Here is a 22,404-nt window from a genome sequence, read left to right as displayed (position 1 = left end):
TCTAAATATTTATTATCTCACCAGCAATACACTTCCTGTTTCGTTAAACACTGTTCCGCTTATAAAGGTACCCGTTGCCTTCCACACATAAACCGCCTGCGGTGATAACTGACCGTTAAAGAAACCGTTCCAGCCTTCCTCAATATTTTCACTTTCGTAAATCAATTGTCCCCAACGATTGAATATCTGCAGGTTATAAGTTTCAATATCGTCATAAACAGGTTTGAATATCGTAGTTTTATCCCCACTGGCCACCGAGGCAGCCCCCCCGTCCGGACGCGGCATAAATGAATTAGGGAAAACCACAAATCCTTCAGGTCTTACTTCTACCGCATCCACTTTTACAATTTCATCTTCGCATCCGAACTCACTTGTAACCTGCAGTGTTATTGTATAGGAACCAGTTTCAACATATTCGTAGGTTGGGTTCACCTTTGTGGACTTATTGTTACCATCCCCAAAGTCCCATAGGTACGTAGCTGCATCAACCGACTGATCATAACATTTCACCGAACCTCCGGGAATATACACCACTTCCGGTCCAACCGAAAACTCAGCCACTGGATGGTCGTAAACCAGGATATCCATCTGGAATGTTCCATTCACGTTATCAGGTCCAGGGGCAGTTAAGGTTACCTTATATTCGCCCGGATTGTTAAACGTATGTTCCGGGTTTCTCTCGTCGGACGATTTACCATCGCCAAAGTCCCAGCTATAGGTTGATCCGCCAATGGATTGGTTGGTAAACTGAACGGTTAACGGATAGCATCCCTGGAATGTATCCACCTTAAACGCGGCATCCGGCACTAATTTATACTCGATACTCACATCATCGTAGGTAATACATCCATTCACATCCATGGTCCATCGGAAAGTATTTACTCCTTCTTTTAGTCCATCCACACGGGTGTTGTAGTATGTGAGGTCATCGAATTCGCCATCCCCGGCAACTACGGTCCATTCCGCACCCAGATTGCCCGGATTGGATGCTTTAAGCTCATAACTGCGCGCATAGCTCACATCATCCTCGCCTGCGTAAGGATCGGCCTTATTCGATACGATTTCGACCACATCCTCGGTAGTACAGCTTCCATAAGCCACTACCCACTTAAATTTGTTTTCGCCCAGTTCAAGGTTCCTTACAATCGAAGTGGGACTGTTAGGATCCTCGAAATCTCCGTTACCGCTTAACACAATCCAAGTTCCAGCTCCTGTTTTGGGGTCATTCGCATTCAGCGTTAAATAATCCTCACACGTATTTTTATCGGTACCCGCTTCGGCTTTATCCGGGATATTGTTTCTAACAATTATTTCATCCGAAGAAACACAGTTTCCTTTTTGAATATTCCACATTAGAATGTTGTCACCAAACTTCAGGCTATCCACCCTTGTTTTAGGGTCATTCACATCTACAAAGTAAGCATTACCCGAAGTTCTGGTCCAGAATCCCTGCCCTTGTGTTGCCACATTGCCATCCAGGGGAGCATAATCCTTGCAATCACTGATATCCGGTCCTGCATTGGCCGTAGTTGGCGTATTGTTTAAAACCTCAATTTCGGAATATAAACTACAATCACCCTGCGAAATCGTCCACCTTAATTTATTTAAACCTTCGTTCAACCTGGATATGGTTGCATTCGGTAATGCAGGATCGTCAAAGTTTCCTCCGCCTTCGATAATGGACCATCTGCCCGTGCCGAAGTCCGGCGTGGCAGCTTTAAGCTCTATATCCGGCGAACAGTATTCCTCGTCTTTTCCGGCATAAGGGACTGATGGCTGGTTGTTGATGACCAATACATCATCTACCGAAGTACATAATCCATTGTCACTGGTTACCACCCATTGCAACACGTTTTCGCCCTTTGACAGGCCAGATATATTGGCTTTTGGTTCCAGCAACTCAGCTTCTGGTATAATTGCTGATCCGGTCAGTATTTCCCATTTACCTGTACCAATAGCAACCGGGGTTGCATCAAGCGTTGTTAAATCCTCACAAAGCTCCTGAGTATTACCCGCATATGCTGTACTGGGCAAATGATTGCTCACGGTAACGGTATCGGAAGTAATACATCCCTCATTATTGATAGTCCAACGTAATACGTTAGATCCCTTGGCCAAATCAAGTACCTGGGTAACCGGATCATGAGAATCCACAAACTTAGCCTGGCTGCCACCTCCGACAACGGTCCAGGTACCAACACCCGGGGAGGCACTGTTTGCCTCAAGGAAAGTTTCATCGGAACAAACGTCCTGATCTCCTCCTACCTGAGCATCCACTTTATTGTAACTGATTTGAACATCATCGGTTGAATTACACCCTTCATATTCCACTGTCCATCTGAAAATATTATCTCCAAATTTAAGACTATCCACCTTGGTAGACGCATTAAGATAATCTTCAAACTTACCGCCTCCGGATCTGATTGTCCAGCTACCCGTGCCAACCTCGGGATTTGAAGCACCCAGGACAAAACTATTTTCACAGGTTGCCTTGTTATCACCAGCATCCGCCTTAGAAGGAGCATTATTTGTAATCTTCACTAAGCTAACATCCCTACACGAATTGTACTGAATAGTCCATGTCAGAATGTTTTCCCCTTTATCCAGGTTACGCACGTTCGTATAAGGATCCAGGTTATCGTCAAAATTAGCCGATCCCGAACCACCTAAAACACCCCAGGTTCCTTCGCCCGGAGATGGGTTATTGGCTTCCAGTACTGCTGTATCGGCACAATTTACTTGTTCGTATCCGGCAAACGCCTCAATCAGGTCATTGGATATCTCCACATCCGAGGTTGAGGTACAGCCATTATTATCCACTGTCCAACGGAACCTGTTTTTACCATTACCCAAGTTAGTAACCAGGGTATTTTCATTGTATACATCCGCAATTTCTCCGGCACCGGATATCAATGTCCAGGTACCCTCCCCGTAGATGGGTGCATTACCCGAAAGGCTCACCGTATCGGTACAAACAGGTCGGTCGTGCCCGGCAAATGAAACGCTGGGTTCGTTGTTGATAATTTCTATGGTATCCCGTTTTATACAACTGGCTTCTGCGCCATACACCTGTACTTCCCAAACCAACATATTCGACCCGGGAGCCAGGGCGTGCACGTAATTGCCACTAATTTCATCGGTATAATTACCCGCATCATCTTTGCCTTTACCAGCACCTTTAATAACTCTCCATGTTCCTGTGCCATATTTAGGTGCTGTTGGTCCAATTTTGGCCGAATCAGCACATACAACCTGATCTTCACCGGCATATGCTTCCGAAGGCTCCATATTGTAAACCATAACCGTATCGTAAGAATGACATCCTTCTTTGGCCACTTCATATTTGATCACGTTTTTACCTGGTGCCAGTCCCGTAATATAAGTTTTCGGATCGGTATCATCGGCAAAACTACCTCCTCCGGAAAGCACAGACCACAAGGGACTGCCTTCTATCGGTTCTACTGCTTCAAACACAGCCGAATCGCCACATACTGACATATCATATCCGGCTGAAGCTACGGTAGGCTTATTGTTAACAATCACTACGGTATCCTCGGTAGACTGGCTTCCATCACCTGCGAACCTCAGTGTCCATTTCAAAACATTTCTGCCCGGGCTGATGTCATAAATTCTTACTTCGGGATCATTGTGATCATCATCCTCAAACTTTACAAATCCGCTTACAACCGTCCATTCCCCAAAGGTATTCTCCGGCAGGTTAGCCTCAAGGTTGGTATAATCCTCACAAAGGTTCGTTTGATCCCAGCCTGCTTCGGCTTGCGCCAGGGCGCCACTCTGAACCTCTATATCTACATAATCAGAACAGTTTAGTTGGGTTACCGTCCACCTGAATTTGTTGATATTAGAGAACAGATTGTACACCCAGGTAGAATGTGATGTGGGATCATCAATATCACCTCTTCCTTCAAGTAAGGTCCAGACTCCCGAACCCACTAAAGGTTCGTTAGCATTTAAAGGTGCGAAACTTTCATCGGTTGAAGTCCATGGAATGGCACTTACAGGAGTTGGTTGGTTATTAGTAACCACCATGGTATCTGTGGAAACGCAACCATTATAGTCTACCGTCCAAACCAAGGTGTTATTTCCCGAAGCCAATGACTCCACTGTACCATTATATTTAGATTCGTTGTCTTCAAAAAAACTTCCGCTTCCCATACTAGATACTACGGACCACGTCCCTGTTGCTCCATCGGGGGCAGGGGTAGCATTAAGCTTGGCTACCGGCTCGCAGACAGCTGTATCGGCTCCTGCATAGGTATCTACATGCAAATTGGTGATCGTGAAATCTACGGATGACGAACAAGTATTTTTGGTCACAGTCCATCGCATCTTATTGTCTCCTACTGCCAAATTTGTCACTTTAGTAAATGGATCTGTGGCATCTTCAAGATTACCCTGCCCTGAAACCAAACTCCAGTAGCCGTCACCATATACCTCCGGTACCGCATGCAAATCATATTCAAATCCGCATATTTGATCTGAAGTACCAAGACCTTGAATTTGGGCTTGTGATGGCTCATCATTGCTGATAATAACCGTATCGTACGAAGCACATCCGTTCCGGGTCATTGTCCAACGCAATATGTTTACACCATCATTCTCCTGCGACAATTCACTAACTGCAGTGTGTCCCGCCGCTGCATCCGAAAAGTTTGCAAAACCTTGCGTATAGGTCCACACACCGGTTACGCCATCACCCTCCGGGATTTCGGTTCCGGTAAGGTTGATGGTTCCGTCACAGGTGTAAGAATTAACGCCTGCATCCACCTCTAATGCGTTGTTTCTGATCTCAACAATAGTTTTAGACAGACAATCTCCATTTAAAATATTCCAGCTCAGCACATGATCGCCCTTACCAATATTAGTAATATTAATCGTTGTATTGTATTTGTTGTCGATAGAAACCTTACCGGATTCAATTCGCCAATATCCGCTTTCATAAGCCTCCGGCGTGCTTCCCCTAAGTGTTGTGAAATCCGTTTGACATTCCAGATCAACCAAATTAACGATTACATCGCTGGCATTATAAATAACCGGTTCTGTAGGTTCGTTATTCACTATATTAACCTGTGCGGTACTTTCGCAAGATCCTTTGCGAACTGTCCAGGTTACGGTGTTTACTCCCTTGTCCAACCCTGTTACTGTAGTATTATCGAGTGTTCCATCGGTTATAGTACCGCCTCCTGCTATAATATTCCAATAACCCTCATCCGCATCTTCAAGGGATGCAACCGGAGTTCCACTGATAGTTGCAGTACCGCCACATACGGGCGAATTCTCAACCACGGCATTTACTGTTAATTGATCGTTAAATATTTTAACGGTATCTGTTACCGAACATAAAGTTCCCTTATTAGTAACCGTCCAGACAAAGACGTTCTCACCTTGGGACAGGTTATAAATATTAGCATCGGCTCTTGTTTTATCCGTAGCAGCATAGACAAATTGTGCCGATCCGCCCACAATTTCCCATTCCCCATCTTCACTGCCGCTAACCGGAACAGCATTTAATGCCGTAACCGTTCCACAAACACGGTCATCGGATCCAGCATCTGCCATTGGCAGTGGCGTAATTGTAACCTCTAATCCAGGAGACCAGGTTTCAGAAGCGCTGCAGTCGTTTACCGGGCGTACTCTTACCATATCGGTATTAGAAGGTATGTTAGGATCCAGATCAACCACAATGGAAGAACCTGTTCCATCCCCCTGAATTATCATACCTGTGGGTAAATCCCATTCGTAAGCGCTTGCATTATCCACCTGATTAATGCTATATACCAAGCCTTTTGTTCCCTGACAAACATCGGTATCTCCAACCGGTGCCACAGTAATTGGATCCGGAATAGGATCTGCTGTTATCCAACGTTCAACCGTGTTGTTTACACCACAATCGTTTTTAGCATAAACCCTGATATAACCGCCATCAAAATCTCTATCAAAATTAACCGTTACCTTTTTATTGGCATCCGCACTCGTTATGATGTTTATGCCTGCATCTGCATCCCAATGGTAACTTGTTTCATAATCAACGTCATCAATGTAATATGCAACTCCTTTGGTTCCCTGGCAAACGATACCATCGTCGTCGTCATCGCTTTTAATCTCTGTAATATTTGTTGGTACAGGATTTAACGTTATTGTTGCCTGAACAGGTACCGCTGTCATATCCATCTCGCAAGAATTGGCATCAACCACCTGTGTTATCACATAATCAGTAGTAACACTGTCTGGAGCAACAGTCCAGGAATAGCTTAGGCTTGCATCAGGTGTAACTACCAGAGACCCTTCCTTACCATTTGCCAAATAGGTGATGGTGTATGGTCCTTTGTTTTGATTGAATCCGATTATCAGCTCCCTGCTATCCCCAACACACATATTATCACTACCCGTTAAAGTAACTATCGGTTTTTTATTGATAATTACATCAACAGCACCAGTACCTGCATTGGAACATCCGTTTGCATCACTTACATTTAGAATCACATATTTGCCATCGCCAACCGGACTATCCGTTAAGGTAGTATCATTTCCATGTATTGTTATCGTTCCGGAGGTACCGTTATTTTGGTCGGCCCAGGTAATATCGAATGGTGCCCTACCTTTAATATCCACGATGTTTAACGTAACCGCTCCGTCTTCGCATACCTCCGAAGGCCCGGTAATTGTTGCCGATGGTAAATCGTGCACCGTAACCTGAACACTATTACCCACATCCTCACCTTTTAAGCAGGTAGCATCCGTTAAACTATACACTTTTGCAATCTTGTAGGTTCTGGAATGATCCACCGCTATCGGAATTTCAACCAATGGGTTATCTATGGTATACGTAGTCGTTAATGTTGTATAATTATCCAGAATATCGACTTTTATATTACCATATGCGGGATCACTAAAATCCCAATTCAGCGTTGTAACCGCTAAAGTAAATACCTCTCCCCTACACAATTCGGCAGAACCGTTAGCACTCAAAGATACTTCGGCACCTGGCTCTGTGATATAAACTGTCTCCTGCTTATCGCAATAACCCCTATCCGGACTATGAGTATCCGTATCGTCAGCGTGGTCTCTAACTATTACATTATATTCGCCGGCAGGCAGGCCAGTAAAGGTAAAACTAGCTCCATCCTTGGCATCCAGCTTTTCATTATAATAGCCATTGGTTACACCTTCAATGAATACAAAATAATTACCCGAAGCATCAGCTAATCCTCCGCCTACGGTAACTTCAACCACTCCTTCGCCTCCTCCGAAACAACTTACATCAGCAAGTTTATCTACATCTAATTCCAACGGGTTAATGGCAAAAATTTCAATATTTTCGGAATAAGTAGATGACAAATCGTCTGTAACGGTAACCTGATAAATACCAGGCGACAAATTACTCTCCACCAGAACCACATCATCCTCTACCCTGTCAATGCCATTACCTACGAACCTGATTCTATAGTGCGTTCCTCCAATGGCATGTCCTCCCTTGGGTCGAATGGTTATTTGGCCATTATCGTCGCCGGAACAAGGTCGGATCTGATAGACTACTTTATCGAAACTTAATGCCTGACCCGGCTCAACCACCGACAACTCGGCTAGTTCAGCAGTACAGCCATTATTATCAGTAGCGATGATCTGATACGTTCCGGCTGTAACCACATTATTGACATCATCTTTAAGTGGGTTGGCAGTACCCTCCGGTACGGCAATAGGTTGATAAACACTTGATGCATCTTTCTTATACCATTGCAAACTATATGGCGGTACGCCATCGTATACATCCACTTCAATAACACCATCAGATAAGCCAGGTGCGGAAACATGGGTAATACGATCGTTGTCTACTTTGATACGAGATGTTGGTTCGGTTATGTATACCGTAGTATCTATCGTACAACCATTGTTATCGGTAACCGTAACGGTATACTCTCCAGCCAACAGGCCTTTTGGATTATCATTTCCTACCGGTGTGGAAGGATTACCAACCCAACTGTAGTTATATACGGTTGTCGGAATTTGCGTACCTCCGGAAGCAGATACCAATATTTCACCGCTATCGTCACCATGACATAATAACACATTGGTGATGACTACATCGTCGAACTTCAACTTCTCTGTTGGTCCTTCTACATCATAGAAGCCTGTATAACTGCACCCATTGTTATCGGTAACAACAAGTTTGTGTGTACCTTGTTTTTGATTTGCTAGGGTGCTATTGGTTCCTGCTCCATCGTTCCAATCGTATGAATAGATTCCTGAGCCACCGGTTACCGATGCTGATAAGGTAGCTCCCGGCTCATTAAAACATAAATTGGTGTTATCGATAGCAACATTTACAATAAGTTCATTGGTCGCTTCAATGATAAATGTCTCAGTAATTGCACAATCCGCTCCATCCGGATCCAAACGCGTATCGGTTATGGTAACTTCATATTCGCCAATACTTAATCCGCTTTGGTTTTGCTGATCTTTATTCAGTCGGGTGTCATCACCATATAGCGTCTTCCATTCGAACTTGTAGTTGCCATCTCCACCAATGACATCATAGGTAATGCTTCCATCGCTATTACCCAAACAAGTTACATCGGTTTCTTTTTTATTGATGATGGAAATAGCATCGGTTATGGTAGCCGATGCTGTTGCTGTGCAGCTTTTGCCATCGCCAAGGTCTTTCACAATTACAGAATAAGTTCCCCCAGACAGCCCTGTCTGGTCTTCGGCTTTAATAGTAAGCCCTGTGCCTCCCATGGAACTCCAGGTATACTCGAATCCATCCCCTGAACCTCCTGTTGCGGTCAGGTCTATTTCACCGCTTGTACCATCACACTTGGTTTCTGTTACATCAAGATTTAACACGATTGGTGCATCCTCAGTAAGCGTAATATCTTTCTGTGCCGCACAATTATGACCGTCGGTAACCAATACAGTATATGTATCGGCAGGAAGATTTTCCTGTTTCTTATTCGATGCGAGGTTAGCTCCCACCACCGGACTCCATTGGTAATTATAATTACCAGCTCCTCCACTTACCACAATATCGATACTACCGTTACTGTTTCCGTTACAGGTTGGGTGTATCACATCTTCGGTAATCACTATGGCCTGATCTTCTTCAATATCGAATTCATAGGTTTTAGAACAACTCGCAATTCCGTCAGTGATATTTTGATCGGTAATTACAACTGTATAGTGACCGGCATATAGGTCTGAAATACTTGATTTGTCCTTGTTTGCCAGGGCATCAAACGAGGCAGGTCCTGTCCAGTCAACGCTGAATAAACCGGAACCTCCATTGATGGTCAGCTGGATAGATCCATTGTATCCTCCAGTACATGTTACATGGGTAACAATGGAATCGACACTTATTTCATAAGGAACAAACAGGTTCTTGGAAACCTCACAATCTTTCTTGTCCTTAACAGTAACGATATAGCTGCCCCCTTTGTAAATAGGCACATTAGCCGGATCGACCGGCACTGCAGGTGTGAAATCAGGGCCATTCCAAAGGATGGTTTTAATACCCGAACCACCATTAATATTCTCTACTTTTAAGGTACGTTCGTACGGATCGCACGCTGTATTCTCAAAACTTGCCGTATAAGTAATCGGATTGGGTTGAGCAACCGTGAAAACCGTATCCAATTGACAAGTTTCTCCATCGATATCTTTTTCAACCGTTAAATCATATTGCCCGGTGATCAGATCAACCTGGTTCTGTAAATTACTATTTACAATACCGGGGCCAGACCATGTATAGGTTGGGTTAACAGCACCCTCGACGACAAGGTTGATAGCACCATCCGAACCGCCATTGCAGCTTACATCCTTAACCGAATACGTTTTTATATGGATTGCATTTTTTACACCGACAATAAATTCTTTGGTTACTGTACATCCCCTTGTTACATCTTCAACCGTCAGCACATAGGTACCTTCCGAAAGACCCGCCTGGTCGAGGGAAGTATTGTCAATGCCCAAACCATCTGCAGATGACCATGTTGTTACAATATTGGACGAAGCACCTTCAATGGTAATTCCTGTAATTTCACCGTTGGTAACTCCTTTACAGGTGGTATTATTTATCGTTCCGGTAATTTCGATATGTTGCAATGTAAATGGATAATTAAATTTACAGCGTTCAGGATCAGTCGAATTGAGATCCAAAACAGTAAGCTCATAATCGCCAGCGGATAAGCCTGTAACATTCTCTGTGTGTGTTGAACCAACCGGTATGGTTACCGTTTTAACAATGGATGCTTCCGGTATTAAAATCTTATAGTCATACTCTGTAGCACCGGAAGGAATACCTCCGGTAATTTCAAAAGTAAGCGCTCCACTGGTTGTGGCCATTGGATCGCAATCTATATTTTCATTTGTTATATTCACACTTACAGGCAGTGTTGGTTCGCTAACAACAACTGATTTTGTTACTGAGGAACATGCTGCCCTGATATCCGTTACTTCAATTATATAATTCCCTGCGGTAAGGTTATCGAACACGGATGCACTGCTTCCGTTATTGGTTATGGCTGTTTGACCCGTGCAATTAATAGTATAAGGAGCCGTTCCTCCCGTAACATTCACACTAACAGATCCTGAGTTATCACCGAAACAAGTTGTTACATCACCTATCGTTTCGTTGATAACGATCTGACTACCATCCTCAACGATAATTCCATCCTCATAAACCTCGCAACCGTCGCCGAGACTTGTTACCTTCAAACGATAATCTCCCGCCACAACCGGATTCTTCAAAGTAGCTGCACCGTTCACCTTGTATATCTGATAATCGGTACCATCGTGTTTGTACCAGTCGTATTGATATGAGCCACCTGATCTTCCGGAGACTGATGTTTCGATGATTCCATTATCACCATTTGGACAGGTTACATCCTGCACATTATCAACTGAAATAATCAACTGGTTAGGTTCTTCTACTTCTACCTTAACCGTATCCATGCATCCTTTAGCTGTCAGCAGTGAGATAACATAGTCTTCAGCCTTGCTAACAGAATGAGAATTATACGAAACTATATCGTTCTTAACGAATGTACCGTTACTTCCACTCCAGGTAATTATATCAGTAGCTGCAGGAGCGCGACCCGACAAACTAACTGTGATTGAACCATCACCTTGCCCAAAACATGTATTATCCTTAGGTATAGCGATTAAAGTAACTTCAGCATCCTGTTTAATTTCTATATTATTTTGATAGAATACAGTGCCAATGGCATCATAAGCATTGATTTCATACACCCCTGCAAATAAATCACTAACAACCTGATTTAAGGTCGTGGCCGATATTTCACCAGAATCGTAGGCATTGCCATCGAAAGTGTTACCCGTTACCGTGTACTTGATTCCTCCGTTATTTGGAGCGTTGAATTCTATTTCTATTTCACCATCGCTTCCGCCGTAACAAGTTACATCACTAGTATTTATAGTCGCATCTAATGCATATGGTTGCCCTATGAAAATATCAGTTATGGTAGTATCACAACCACTTGCGTCGGTAATTGTAAACGAATATGAACCCGCCAGTAAATCATCTCTCCTAAAAGTTGTAACAGCTGCATCATCGGCCCAACTAATCGTATAAGGAGCGCCACTGTTACCGCTATAGGTATGCACATCAATAATACCATCTGCCTTATTATATATGGTAGCATCTTCGTCGTCCCAAACAATTGTAAAAGGATCTGGTTCGGCTATAGTGATGGTGTTAGAAATAGTACAGCCGTTTCCATCCACAAATGTATAGGTATAATCTCCTCCTGAATATACATTTATTGCGTCAGTATCACCTGTTGTATCAAGAGCTCCATTATCAATAATTCCGCTTGGTCCAGTCCATGTTACTTTATCTATCGCTACAAAATTTCTGTTTAACTGAATGGAAACTACTTGTCCGCCTTTATCTGCAGCATGACAAGTTAAATCGTTATAAGCAGGTGTAATGATATTCTCAGCTGGTTGAGAAATCATAATGGCATTCTCAGCAAACACATTCCCTACATTATCGGTTATTTGTACCTGGTATTCACCATCTTTCAGCGTATCCCACAGATAACTTCCTGTATTGGCAATAATAGTTTGTGTAGAACTAAAAGCACCTCCATCATATTCATTACCGGTAAGAACAACAGTATATGGCTCATTACCAGCCAGAACCGTAACCAGTATCTCTCCCTCTTCATCACCATAACACTTCATATTATCTGAAGATTCCGTTACGTTGGCCGATAGGGCAGTTGGCTCATTTATAATAATATCCCCTGAATCGTACAAACATCCATACAAATCCTCAATTTGATAAGAATATGTACCTGCAATTAACCCAGTTTGTAAACGTTCGTTCTGAGTAAAAGCAACTCCGGCTGGACCTGACCAGGTAATTTTATAATCCTCAGGTAACGAAGTGTCAGGGGTATTGCCGCTTAACACATCAATTTCAATAGAACCATTGTTATTACCTGTTGGTGTAATGTGTGTTACATTATGGTGAACATCCCATGCAACCGGTTCTGTAATAGTATAGGTATTTTCTATTAAACATCCATCTTGATTTGTGACAACCACCTGATAATCACCGGAAATATCAGCATTCGCCTCTCCAATTTTAGCTGCAATAGCAGTGATATCAGAACCACTTAATGTAATATTATTAGGATTAATTACACTCCAGGTTTCTGTCCCATTTTCTCTGCCGCCCAAAGTAATCTGAATCTTACCTCCGCCTTGTCCGTTACATTCGATTTGTGTTAATGCCCCGGAAACTGTTGTTTCGGCATTTTCGGAAATTGTAATTGTCTCATTATGCGTTTGACTCGCATGATCAGCTACAACAACTTCGTATATACCTGGTTTTAAATCCTCAAACAACACATTGGCATTTGCACTTGTTTTTTGGGCAAATACAGAACCATCATCAGGAGTACCCGTTAATTCAATTGAATAAGGAGCATTCCCCGATGTAATCGTTACTAGTATCTCACCATCTTCACCACCATAACAATTTACATCAACATCTGACACATTAACAACCAGTTCACCTGGTTCTGTGATAGTTATGCCGGAACTAGTGAAAGTACAATCGTTATTGTCTGTAATTACATATTGGTAAACACCCGCCTCAATTCCGTTATTGTTCACTCCCGTTACAGGAGTACCAACTGGATTTTCGTATACATCGTAAGTTCCACCGGCGTTCTGCTTGTACCATACAATTGATTTTACACCATTTTCGCTGACAGCGTCAATCAGAATTCTTCCATCTGAAGCTCCATTTGCAGTTACATGATCCTGCTGAACGATTGAGGAAGTTATATCGGCCGGTTTTGTTAGAACAACCGACAATGGCATTGCATCACAACCATTTTTATCCTTCACACTAATAGTGTAGGTACCTGCATATAAATCCACTTGCGACTTCTCAGCACTGAAAGCACCTGATGTGGACCAACCCACAGGATTGGTACGTGTCCAGTTGACAGTAGAATTGGCCTCATCAATGGCTCTACCGGATATGGCGACTTCTATTTCTCCATCGTGTCCGTCGTAACAAGTTATATTTTTAGATGATACTTCAACGACCGAGATTTCAGCCAGTTGATTTATAGTAACAACCTTGGTTAAGGATTCTCCTTCACTATCAGTAATGACAACCTCATAAGCACCTGCCGTTAAGGCATCAAACACATGATTACCAGATGTATTTCCCAGGTCCGACTCATTTACTGTAGTTCCTAAGTAATCAATTCCTGTAAGTGCAATGTTATAATTCGGATTTCCCGAATTCACCAGGACACCAATACTACCATTGGCAGAACCATAACACCCTGCATCAGTTGCGGTTACATCGAATAATAATTGATTTGGGCCTGAAACCGTTAACGTTTCTGAATAAGTACAAGTTCCTGCTCCATTGCCGTCGGTAATAGTATAAGTATAGTCCCCCACTGTCAATCCACTGCGCGACCAACCTGTTCCTCCATCACTCCAGGCAATAATGTATGGTGGTGTATTTCCTGTTGGTGCATTCACTGTTATGCTTCCATCGGTATGACCATAACTGGTAACATTGGTAACACCTGAACTAACCATCCATGGGTTTGGTTCTGAAATAGTAATAGGTGTTACCTGAACAGGAGAACAACCATTATTATTGTTTACCGTAACCGTATAATTACCTGCCTGTAAACCTGATTTAGAATACGTTTTTATCGCTACATCTAAGTTTTCTGGTCCCATCGCATAACCATTGTCTGCCGTCCAGGAAATAGTGGCACCATCAATATGTCCCTCAATATCAACAGATAAAATACCATCAACTTCTCCATTACAAGTAATATCTGTTGGTGTTACAGAAACCGATAATTCATCGGTCTGAGTAAGAACAACGGTACTATAATATACCTCAGAAGTTTCTTTGTCGGTTACTTCAATATCATATGTACCTGCTTTTAAACCTATAAGCTTATCATAAGTATCTGTGGTAAAATCCTCGTCAACAGCTGTAAATGCAGAAGCATCAATCAGGGTCGCACTTACTTTAATATTATAATTACTACTTCCACTCTCCACCTGAATCGGGATAAATCCATCATTACCTCCATAACAAGAAATATTAATTTTATCTGAATCAGGATCTTTGACTATAAATTCAAAAGGTTGTGTTAATGTGATATAAGGACTTTCGTACAGACACGTGTTATCATCTGTAATTTTAAAACGGTATGTACCAGCATCAAAAGTGGATACTGTCCATGTACCTGCAAGTGCAACCATTTCCGTATCTGTTACATCGTACCAGCTAATAGAATGACCTGTATTGGCACCATCATGTTTATATACATTTATAACACCGTCAGCACCGTTATATTTTGTTAAATTAATAAGGGTGTAATCTACATCCCATGCATCCGGCTGCTTAACTTTATAGTTTGGCGTTGATTGTACGGTACAACCATTATCGTCTTCCACTACTACATAATACTCACCTGCCCCTAAACCAGTTATATGTTTCAATGTTGCTCCTTGCCCTTGAATTACGTCAGCCGTTGTACCCACTTTATACCACGTATAATTTTTATAAGGCGTTTCTCCACCTGTTACATTATTTTGTAGATTAATCTCACCATTTAACTCACCATTACATTTAACATCCGTAATCAGCTCTATACCAGCAGGTACTGTTAATTCACTTGCCGGTTGTGCAATCGTAACTCCTCCGGTAATCACTTTATCTTTCTGACATAAAGTTGTAGTACCCATGTCTCTTACATAAATATCATAAGTTCCTTCCGTAAGATTTTGTATCGGAGAAGACTGCCACCCTGTTGACCCGTCCAAACTATATTCAAACGGTCCAACTCCTCCTGTAGTGGAAAGTTCAATTTCTCCTGTCGATTCTCCATAACATAAAACAGGAGTCACATTTGAAACAGTAGTAACAAAATCGCTAGGTTCGGTAATTTCAAAACTTATGGATTTGGTACAACTATAATCATTTTTATCTCTAATGACTAAATCGTATGTGGCCGCTCCCAGTAAAGTAAACGTGTGGGTCGCACTTGTTCCGGACACCCAGCTTGTTCCACCATCTTTGGAGTAATCATAATTACCGCTTCCTCCTGATGCTGTAAGTTCAATGAACCCGTCTGTATTGCTATTACACGAAACATGCGTATGATCGGAAACTATCAAATCTAATATTGGTGCCTCATCTACTTTAATAAAAGCAGGCATCTTATACTCGCAACCTGTTGCTTTTGAATCCCTTACCCAAATAGCATGATTCCCGGCAGACAATCCTGACTCTGTAAAGGTAGCCGCATTGTCGCCTGCATTATATCCACCTCCGTCAACATTGAATTGATATGTGCCCGAACCACCTGATGCAATGACTGTTATAACTCCATTACTACCACTGTTACAAGTAACGTCAGTAATATTATCGGTTACCAGATTTAGTGCAGTAGGTTCGCCAACCGTATAGATTTTGTTAAATGTACATCCATTATTATCCTCAACATCAACTCTATAATCACCTGCCAATAAATTTTTAGGATTTGCAGTTTTACCATTATCCAAATCAGGAACATTTGTACCGGTTGGTACATAAACCCATTGGTATTTGTACGGAGGAGTAGCACCTGCCAATGTTATGTTAATACTACCATTAGCCGTTCCATGACAATCCGCATCGATTACTTTTTCCGTAAGGATGCTAATGGCCGAAGCAGGTTCTGTAATTGTTATGGACAACACTCTGTCCTGCTCACAGAAATCTGCAGCCAACGATCCACGATCACGAACGGAAATTTCATATGTGCCAACTGCATATCCAGTAAACGTGCTGGCAGCATCCCATGAAGTAATATAATTTGTGCCATCATGAACCCTATATTCAAATGGTCCAACACCACCAGATGTAGTCACTGCAAATTCTCCATCAGCCCCAGTAAAACAACTAACATTTTTATGACTACCTGCAACTTCAGAAATGGCAAATGCCGAAGGCTCTGTTAAAGTCACTGTTCTAACATCCAGGCTCTGACAGGTTACATCTGAACTTTCTGCTATACTGAAAGAGTAAGGTATATTTGCACTAAGTCCGGTAAACACATTACTTGCCTGCCAATTTAATCCGGCATCTATCGAGTAAACATAATTACCGCTTCCTCCAACGCCTGTAAGCGTTACTGTTCCATCGGTACCACTATTACAGGTTACATGGGTTATTACAGGCGTGTTCAATGCCAACTCAACTGGCTGGCCCACAATTACAACAACCGTACCTTCGGTACAAGAAGTAGCTCCTGCATCCCGAACCCAAACAGAATGATTACCTGCGGCCACACCAGATACTGTGTACTCGTTTGTTCCGTTAACAGTCCAATCACCGGCTACTGCTACTGCAGGATTTACCTCGGAAAATGCATATGTTCCATTTCCTCCCGCTGCCTGAACTGTAAATGAACCGTCAGCAGCTCCAAAACAAGTAGCCTGAGTATTAGATATTTCGGCGAGTGACAATCCTGCTGTTGGTTGAGTAATTACAACATCGGTTGCCATTGTAAATTCGCATCTAGGATAATTTTTATCCCTGACTAATATGGTATATGAGCCAGCGCTCAGATTTGTAAATATATATTCGTTGGTGTTAACCCGGTTACTGTTCAACCAGTTTACACCTGCATCTATACTAAACTGGTAATCTCCAGATCCACCGCTGGCCTGAACTACGCATTCACCATCCGTTCCACCAAAACACAAATTATCGACATGGTTGGCAGCCGGATCCAGTTCCATTAAGCCTAATGCCGTATTCTTAGAGATTGTAACATCAACCGTTTGTGAACAACCTTCCGCATCTTCCACCAAAACAGAATAGGTTGCTACAGCCAAATTGTTAGCGGTTAACTCTTTGTTCGTTAATTGGGCTGCTCCAATACCCGCTGGCCAGGTAATATTATATCCGCTTGGATAAGTCACCAAATCAGTGAACGGTGTTCCTCCAGCAATAACAATGGTTGCGCTACCTTCACAAGTTCCTCCCATGGTACACGAAGTACAACCTACTTTAATATTTTTTGATAAATCTTCAGTAACCGACAAAGCTGCTACCGGTTCATCTATATTCACCGTTAGCACATCGTCTTCCTGACAGAATGGGGCGACTGCATTTTTTACTGAAAATGAGTATACGCCTTGGTTTAATCCTGAGAATGTTGGAGAGGCTTGCCAGGTACTTCCGTCGGCGGAATACAGATAGGAACCACTTCCACCACCAGTTTTTAAATTTATTACTCCGTCACTTGCGCCTTTGCAGCTTACATCCGTCTTTGAATCCAGCTGAAGAACAAGTTCATATCTTTCAATATCAACACTGCCGGTCATATAAGATGTACATCCGGCATAATTTGCACGAACCGTATAATTACCCGGAGAATCAAAGAATCGATCTCCTCCGGAACCATCCGTGTTTACAGTAAAGTTAAAAGCTCCACCAGTTGTCGTATTCAAATATTTTACTGCAGGCGAAAAAGAATTTCCATCCAATAGTAACTCATACTCAACATCCTTGTTGGAACCGCCTAAGCCAACTGTTATGCCTGCATCCCCCATGCAGAATGCACCTCCACCTGTTACTGAATACGTATTAGTAGGTGTACCTACAATTTCAATGGTAATCTCATGCGCAGTGATACAGCCGTCAACACTTTCATATTCATAACGCACTGTAAAAAAACCGGGAGTCATCAGGGATGGAGAGAGCACTGCTTTCTCATCATCAGCAGTTGCATCCACAATCCCGGGATAACCTCCAACTATCGAGAAGTTTCCGTTTCCTGCAGAAGGTCCTGACCCATTGAGATTAATATCGCCGGATGATGTACAAATTTTTTGTCCAGAAGTAATATCCGAAAAAGTAACCGGTATCGGGTCAAATACCTCCACCACCTTACTAATCGTTTCGGAACATCCTGAAGCATCGTCGGTATAAACAAAACGTACCGTATAATTACCCGGACCAACGGTGACATCGATTTCGGCAGTTTTATCGTCGCCATTGTCCGTCACAAATGGATTGAGCACTCCACTTTTGGTAGAACTGAAGACGCCCGTACCCGCCGCAGACAACGTATTGATGGTTATGGTTTGAGGCGTAACATCATTTTCGCAATAAGAATCCTGTAGCCCACTGAACTCAACCGACGGCAGATCCACCACCGACAGTTTATCCGGATGCATGTAGATGGAAGTACAACCATTTTGTGTGACCTGGTAGGTTATATCATAGTCTCCGGGACCCGCACCGGCTGGTGAAAACTTCTTGCCATCAACACCTGCGGCGACCAGATTGCCCAGATCGTCATATAAGGAAAAGAATCCGCTGGCAACATTGGGACGTAAATCAACATCTGCATTATTAACACAGAATTGGTTTTGTTCACCTCCACTGCCATCATCAGGATAAAGGAAAGTGGCATCCGGCATAGCCAGCACTTCCACTTCCTGCTGTAATACATTGGTACAATTAGTCGAGGCAAATTCAAAATCGATTCTATATCTTCCTGCTCCTTGAACCGAAGGATTAAAAGTCACTGAACCATCGGCCGGTCCGGTACTCAGCTCATTTGTATAATCGCCATCAGCTGCAACCCACTTATAAACAGTTACCTTACCTGTTGTTTCATTCCCAAGCAGTGAAACACTTCCTTCGTTTGCGCAATAAGTAGCTTGAACCGGCAATGTTAATGGCACACCAACTGTCACATTTAATGAGGTGTTTCCACTACATGTCGTAACCGGGTCTAAGTAACTTAAGGATATTGAGTGATTCCCCAATCCGGCTGTTGAAGGAGAGAATACGGCTGTACCATCTCCATTATCTGTAATCCCCGGCCCGCTGAAAACCGCATCTGCCGTGCCAATATCCACATTTAAAAGTCTGGCTTTTATATTCACATCCAAGGATGTTTCGCAATAATCAGTATCCGGTGCCGAATTATCCAATAAGGTTATTTCAAGATTAGTCCCATTTATCGAGTTGGCATGAACGGTTGCCCCTTCTGTCCAGGAGTTAACACAACCGTTTCCATCCGTATAGGAATAGGTAATATTATAGGTAGTACCGGGCGTACTCACTGCACCGGGACTAAATGTAGCCGTTCCATCTCCGTTATCGTTCAGGAAAACGCCTAAACCAGCTCCAGACCAAACACCACCTGCATTTTGAGGGCTACCCAGAAGGGTTACCGGTGGGCTATCTTCACAAAAATCGCCAGGCAGGTTATCGATTCCGCCATTGGGTTTTAAGTTTTCGATAATAGTTTTAGCTGTAGTCAACAAATTAAGCGAACAACTGGCATTTTGTGATCTAGCTTCCAAGGTATAGGTTCCGGCTGTTACGCCTGTAAAATCCCTCGTGTGGCCATCTCCCGTAATGGATACGACATCTGTTCCGGTATCATCTACCAACACATATTCCACGTTCGTCTCTGTATCTGCCAAAGTAATTACGACACCGGCTTCATACTCACAGTAATTATCTTCAGGTATGGTTACCGTTTGTACATCCGGTCTTTTTTCAACGATTAGCTTATGCGTAAGTTCCGTTGTACAAGTTCCATTATCAGCAACCACCGAATAGGTAGCCGGCACCAAACCGTTAAATTGCACGGTATTAATACCATTACCATCTATTGGAAGATAGGACGCATCCGGAGCTCCATTTTTATATAATGTATACTTTACTCCGGATTGCCCGGGATTGGATAATACGATATTGCCTACATTACAAACATAACCGGATGTGTTAAAATTAATATCGGTTGGAGCTGCAATCACCGAAACAGAACCCGAAACCTGTTCCGTACAAAAACCGTTTGTTGCTTCGATAGTATAGGTTCCTATAGCCAATAATTGATCCGTAACAATTTTTGGATTAGCTCCCGGGTTTCCCCCAACTGAATAGGCGGTGGCAACGGGGCCTGATCCATCATCATACAATAAATTATAGTTTACACCTGCTTCCGTATTGTTCGATAAGGTTATGGTAATGGGTGTTCCTTCACAATTGCCCGATGCGCTAAAGGTTATGGCGGAAACATCGGGTGAAGGATTAATGGTAAAGGTATTATTCATCACCTTTTCACATACTCCATTTTTAGATGCAACAACCGTATAAATACCTGCAACCGACTGCGGATTAAAAGGTCTGTCATTTCCACCTGCATCACCCGCTACCGTTTGAATGAGCGTTTCACTGCCCATACCATAATTTCTATATAAGGTATAATCGACATCTGTTTCGCTGGTCACTGTATTAAAGGTGACCGGTGTACCCGCACATAATGGCGGAACTAATGAAGAAGCGATATTTAAGCCCGTTACATCAGCTTCAATCGTAACAGTCCCACCCATCACAACATCCGTACATCCCGGATTGCCGCCTTTTACGGTATAAACACCTGCACTTCCGGCACCCGTATAAGGCCCCCAGGTAAGTGTTCCTCCTGTTCCTACTTTTGCTGCCTCTCCTAAATCAACATTATCCTTATAAACTTTATAACTTATTCCTGATTCTGAGTTTAATAATTGTACACTCGTATTTGATGTTTCACAAGCCGTTGCAGTAGTTATGGGCCTGTTTAAAGGTGGAGTATAAATAGTGACTGTTGCTCCTCCATCCATATCGAAGGTGCCACATCCGCTTATAGCTACAACCTTATAGGTTCCCGGAGTAGTCATATTGGGAAACGAAATAGCTCCATTTGTTCCCGCTGTATTAGTCCCTGCAACCAGGCCAGTTCCATCGTGCAATTGATAATCAATTCCCAGTTCACTGTCTGACAGTCCTATAATGGTTCCAACATCCGAACAGGCGTCGGTACCTGTAACAGTAAAAGCTAAATCAGGATCTTTGTCAACAGTATATACATTGCTCATGGGTAGATCGCCGGCACATGCTTTACCCACTACCCTGTACGTTCCTGCCACATTCTGTGTAGGAAAACTAATGGCGGAAGAGCCATCTCCCACAAAAGTGCTTAAGGCAACATCTTCATATGTCCCATTTCCATCTTTATCTCTTTGTAATTCGTATTCAACACCATTTTCAGGGGTATCACTAGCTGCGGTAGCATCTAAACTGAGTGTTAATCCAACTCCAGACTCGCATGATGGAACCGGGCTTCCGGAAACATCCAATACGGCTGTTGCACCTGTTGTATAAATAAGATCATTAATCCCAGTAAGGTCAGCACTACAATAATATTTATCAACTACACTTACTAAGTGAACTATATTAGGTCGAAGGTTAGTAGTTCCATCATGTATTTCCTCAGTTTTGTCTTCGTCATGTACCTTATCTGTATGCAAGCCATCTGCCGTAGTGGAAAATTCAATATCATAATCATCTTCTCCACCGGTAATTCTAATATCAAAACCATTTTTATAATTATCAGTTGCCGGACATATAAAACTATCACCATCAATATGATCGAACAAAACTACCGAAGGGGCACTGCTGGTTTCTTTAATATCTAAATCCACTTGGCCCGATCCAAAATCTAATTCAACCTCGTAGTCACCTCCCGGATTCCATCCTGTAATTACATCATCGGTATAATCACCTGGGGTACCTTTATCATCAATTGATAATCCGTCCAAATCAACAACTATGCCCGTGCCATTAGAATACCCAGCGCCAAATGCCAACTTGATGAGCTCATCAAAATTTATTTCGCTCCTGCCGCAAGTGCCATATTCCTGTGCATAAACAGAAGTAAATAATCCCAGATATATTAACGCAAAAAACAGACCTAGGCGAAGTGTACTTCTCCTAAGCCCTATTTTATTAAGGTTGAGTGAGTGATGGTTTAGCAT

1 protein-coding gene is annotated in these 22,404 nt (G+C 42.7%); it reads right to left on the bottom strand.

The window, feature by feature from the left end; translation table 11 throughout:
- Positions 1 to 12: 12 nt before the first annotated feature.
- Complete coding sequence (locus ACRD64_RS20155; protein ID WP_430935416.1) at positions 13 to 22,404, bottom strand: PKD domain-containing protein; 22,392 nt, start codon at positions 22,402 to 22,404, stop codon at positions 13 to 15.

Origin of the sequence: Saccharicrinis sp. 156 (genome assembly GCF_050589685.1) — a bacterium.
In the GTDB taxonomy this organism is placed as follows: Bacteria; Bacteroidota; Bacteroidia; order Bacteroidales; family Marinilabiliaceae; genus Saccharicrinis.
Note: the sequence above shows the minus strand (reverse complement) of the source record. Positions and strands in the feature narration are given on the sequence as shown.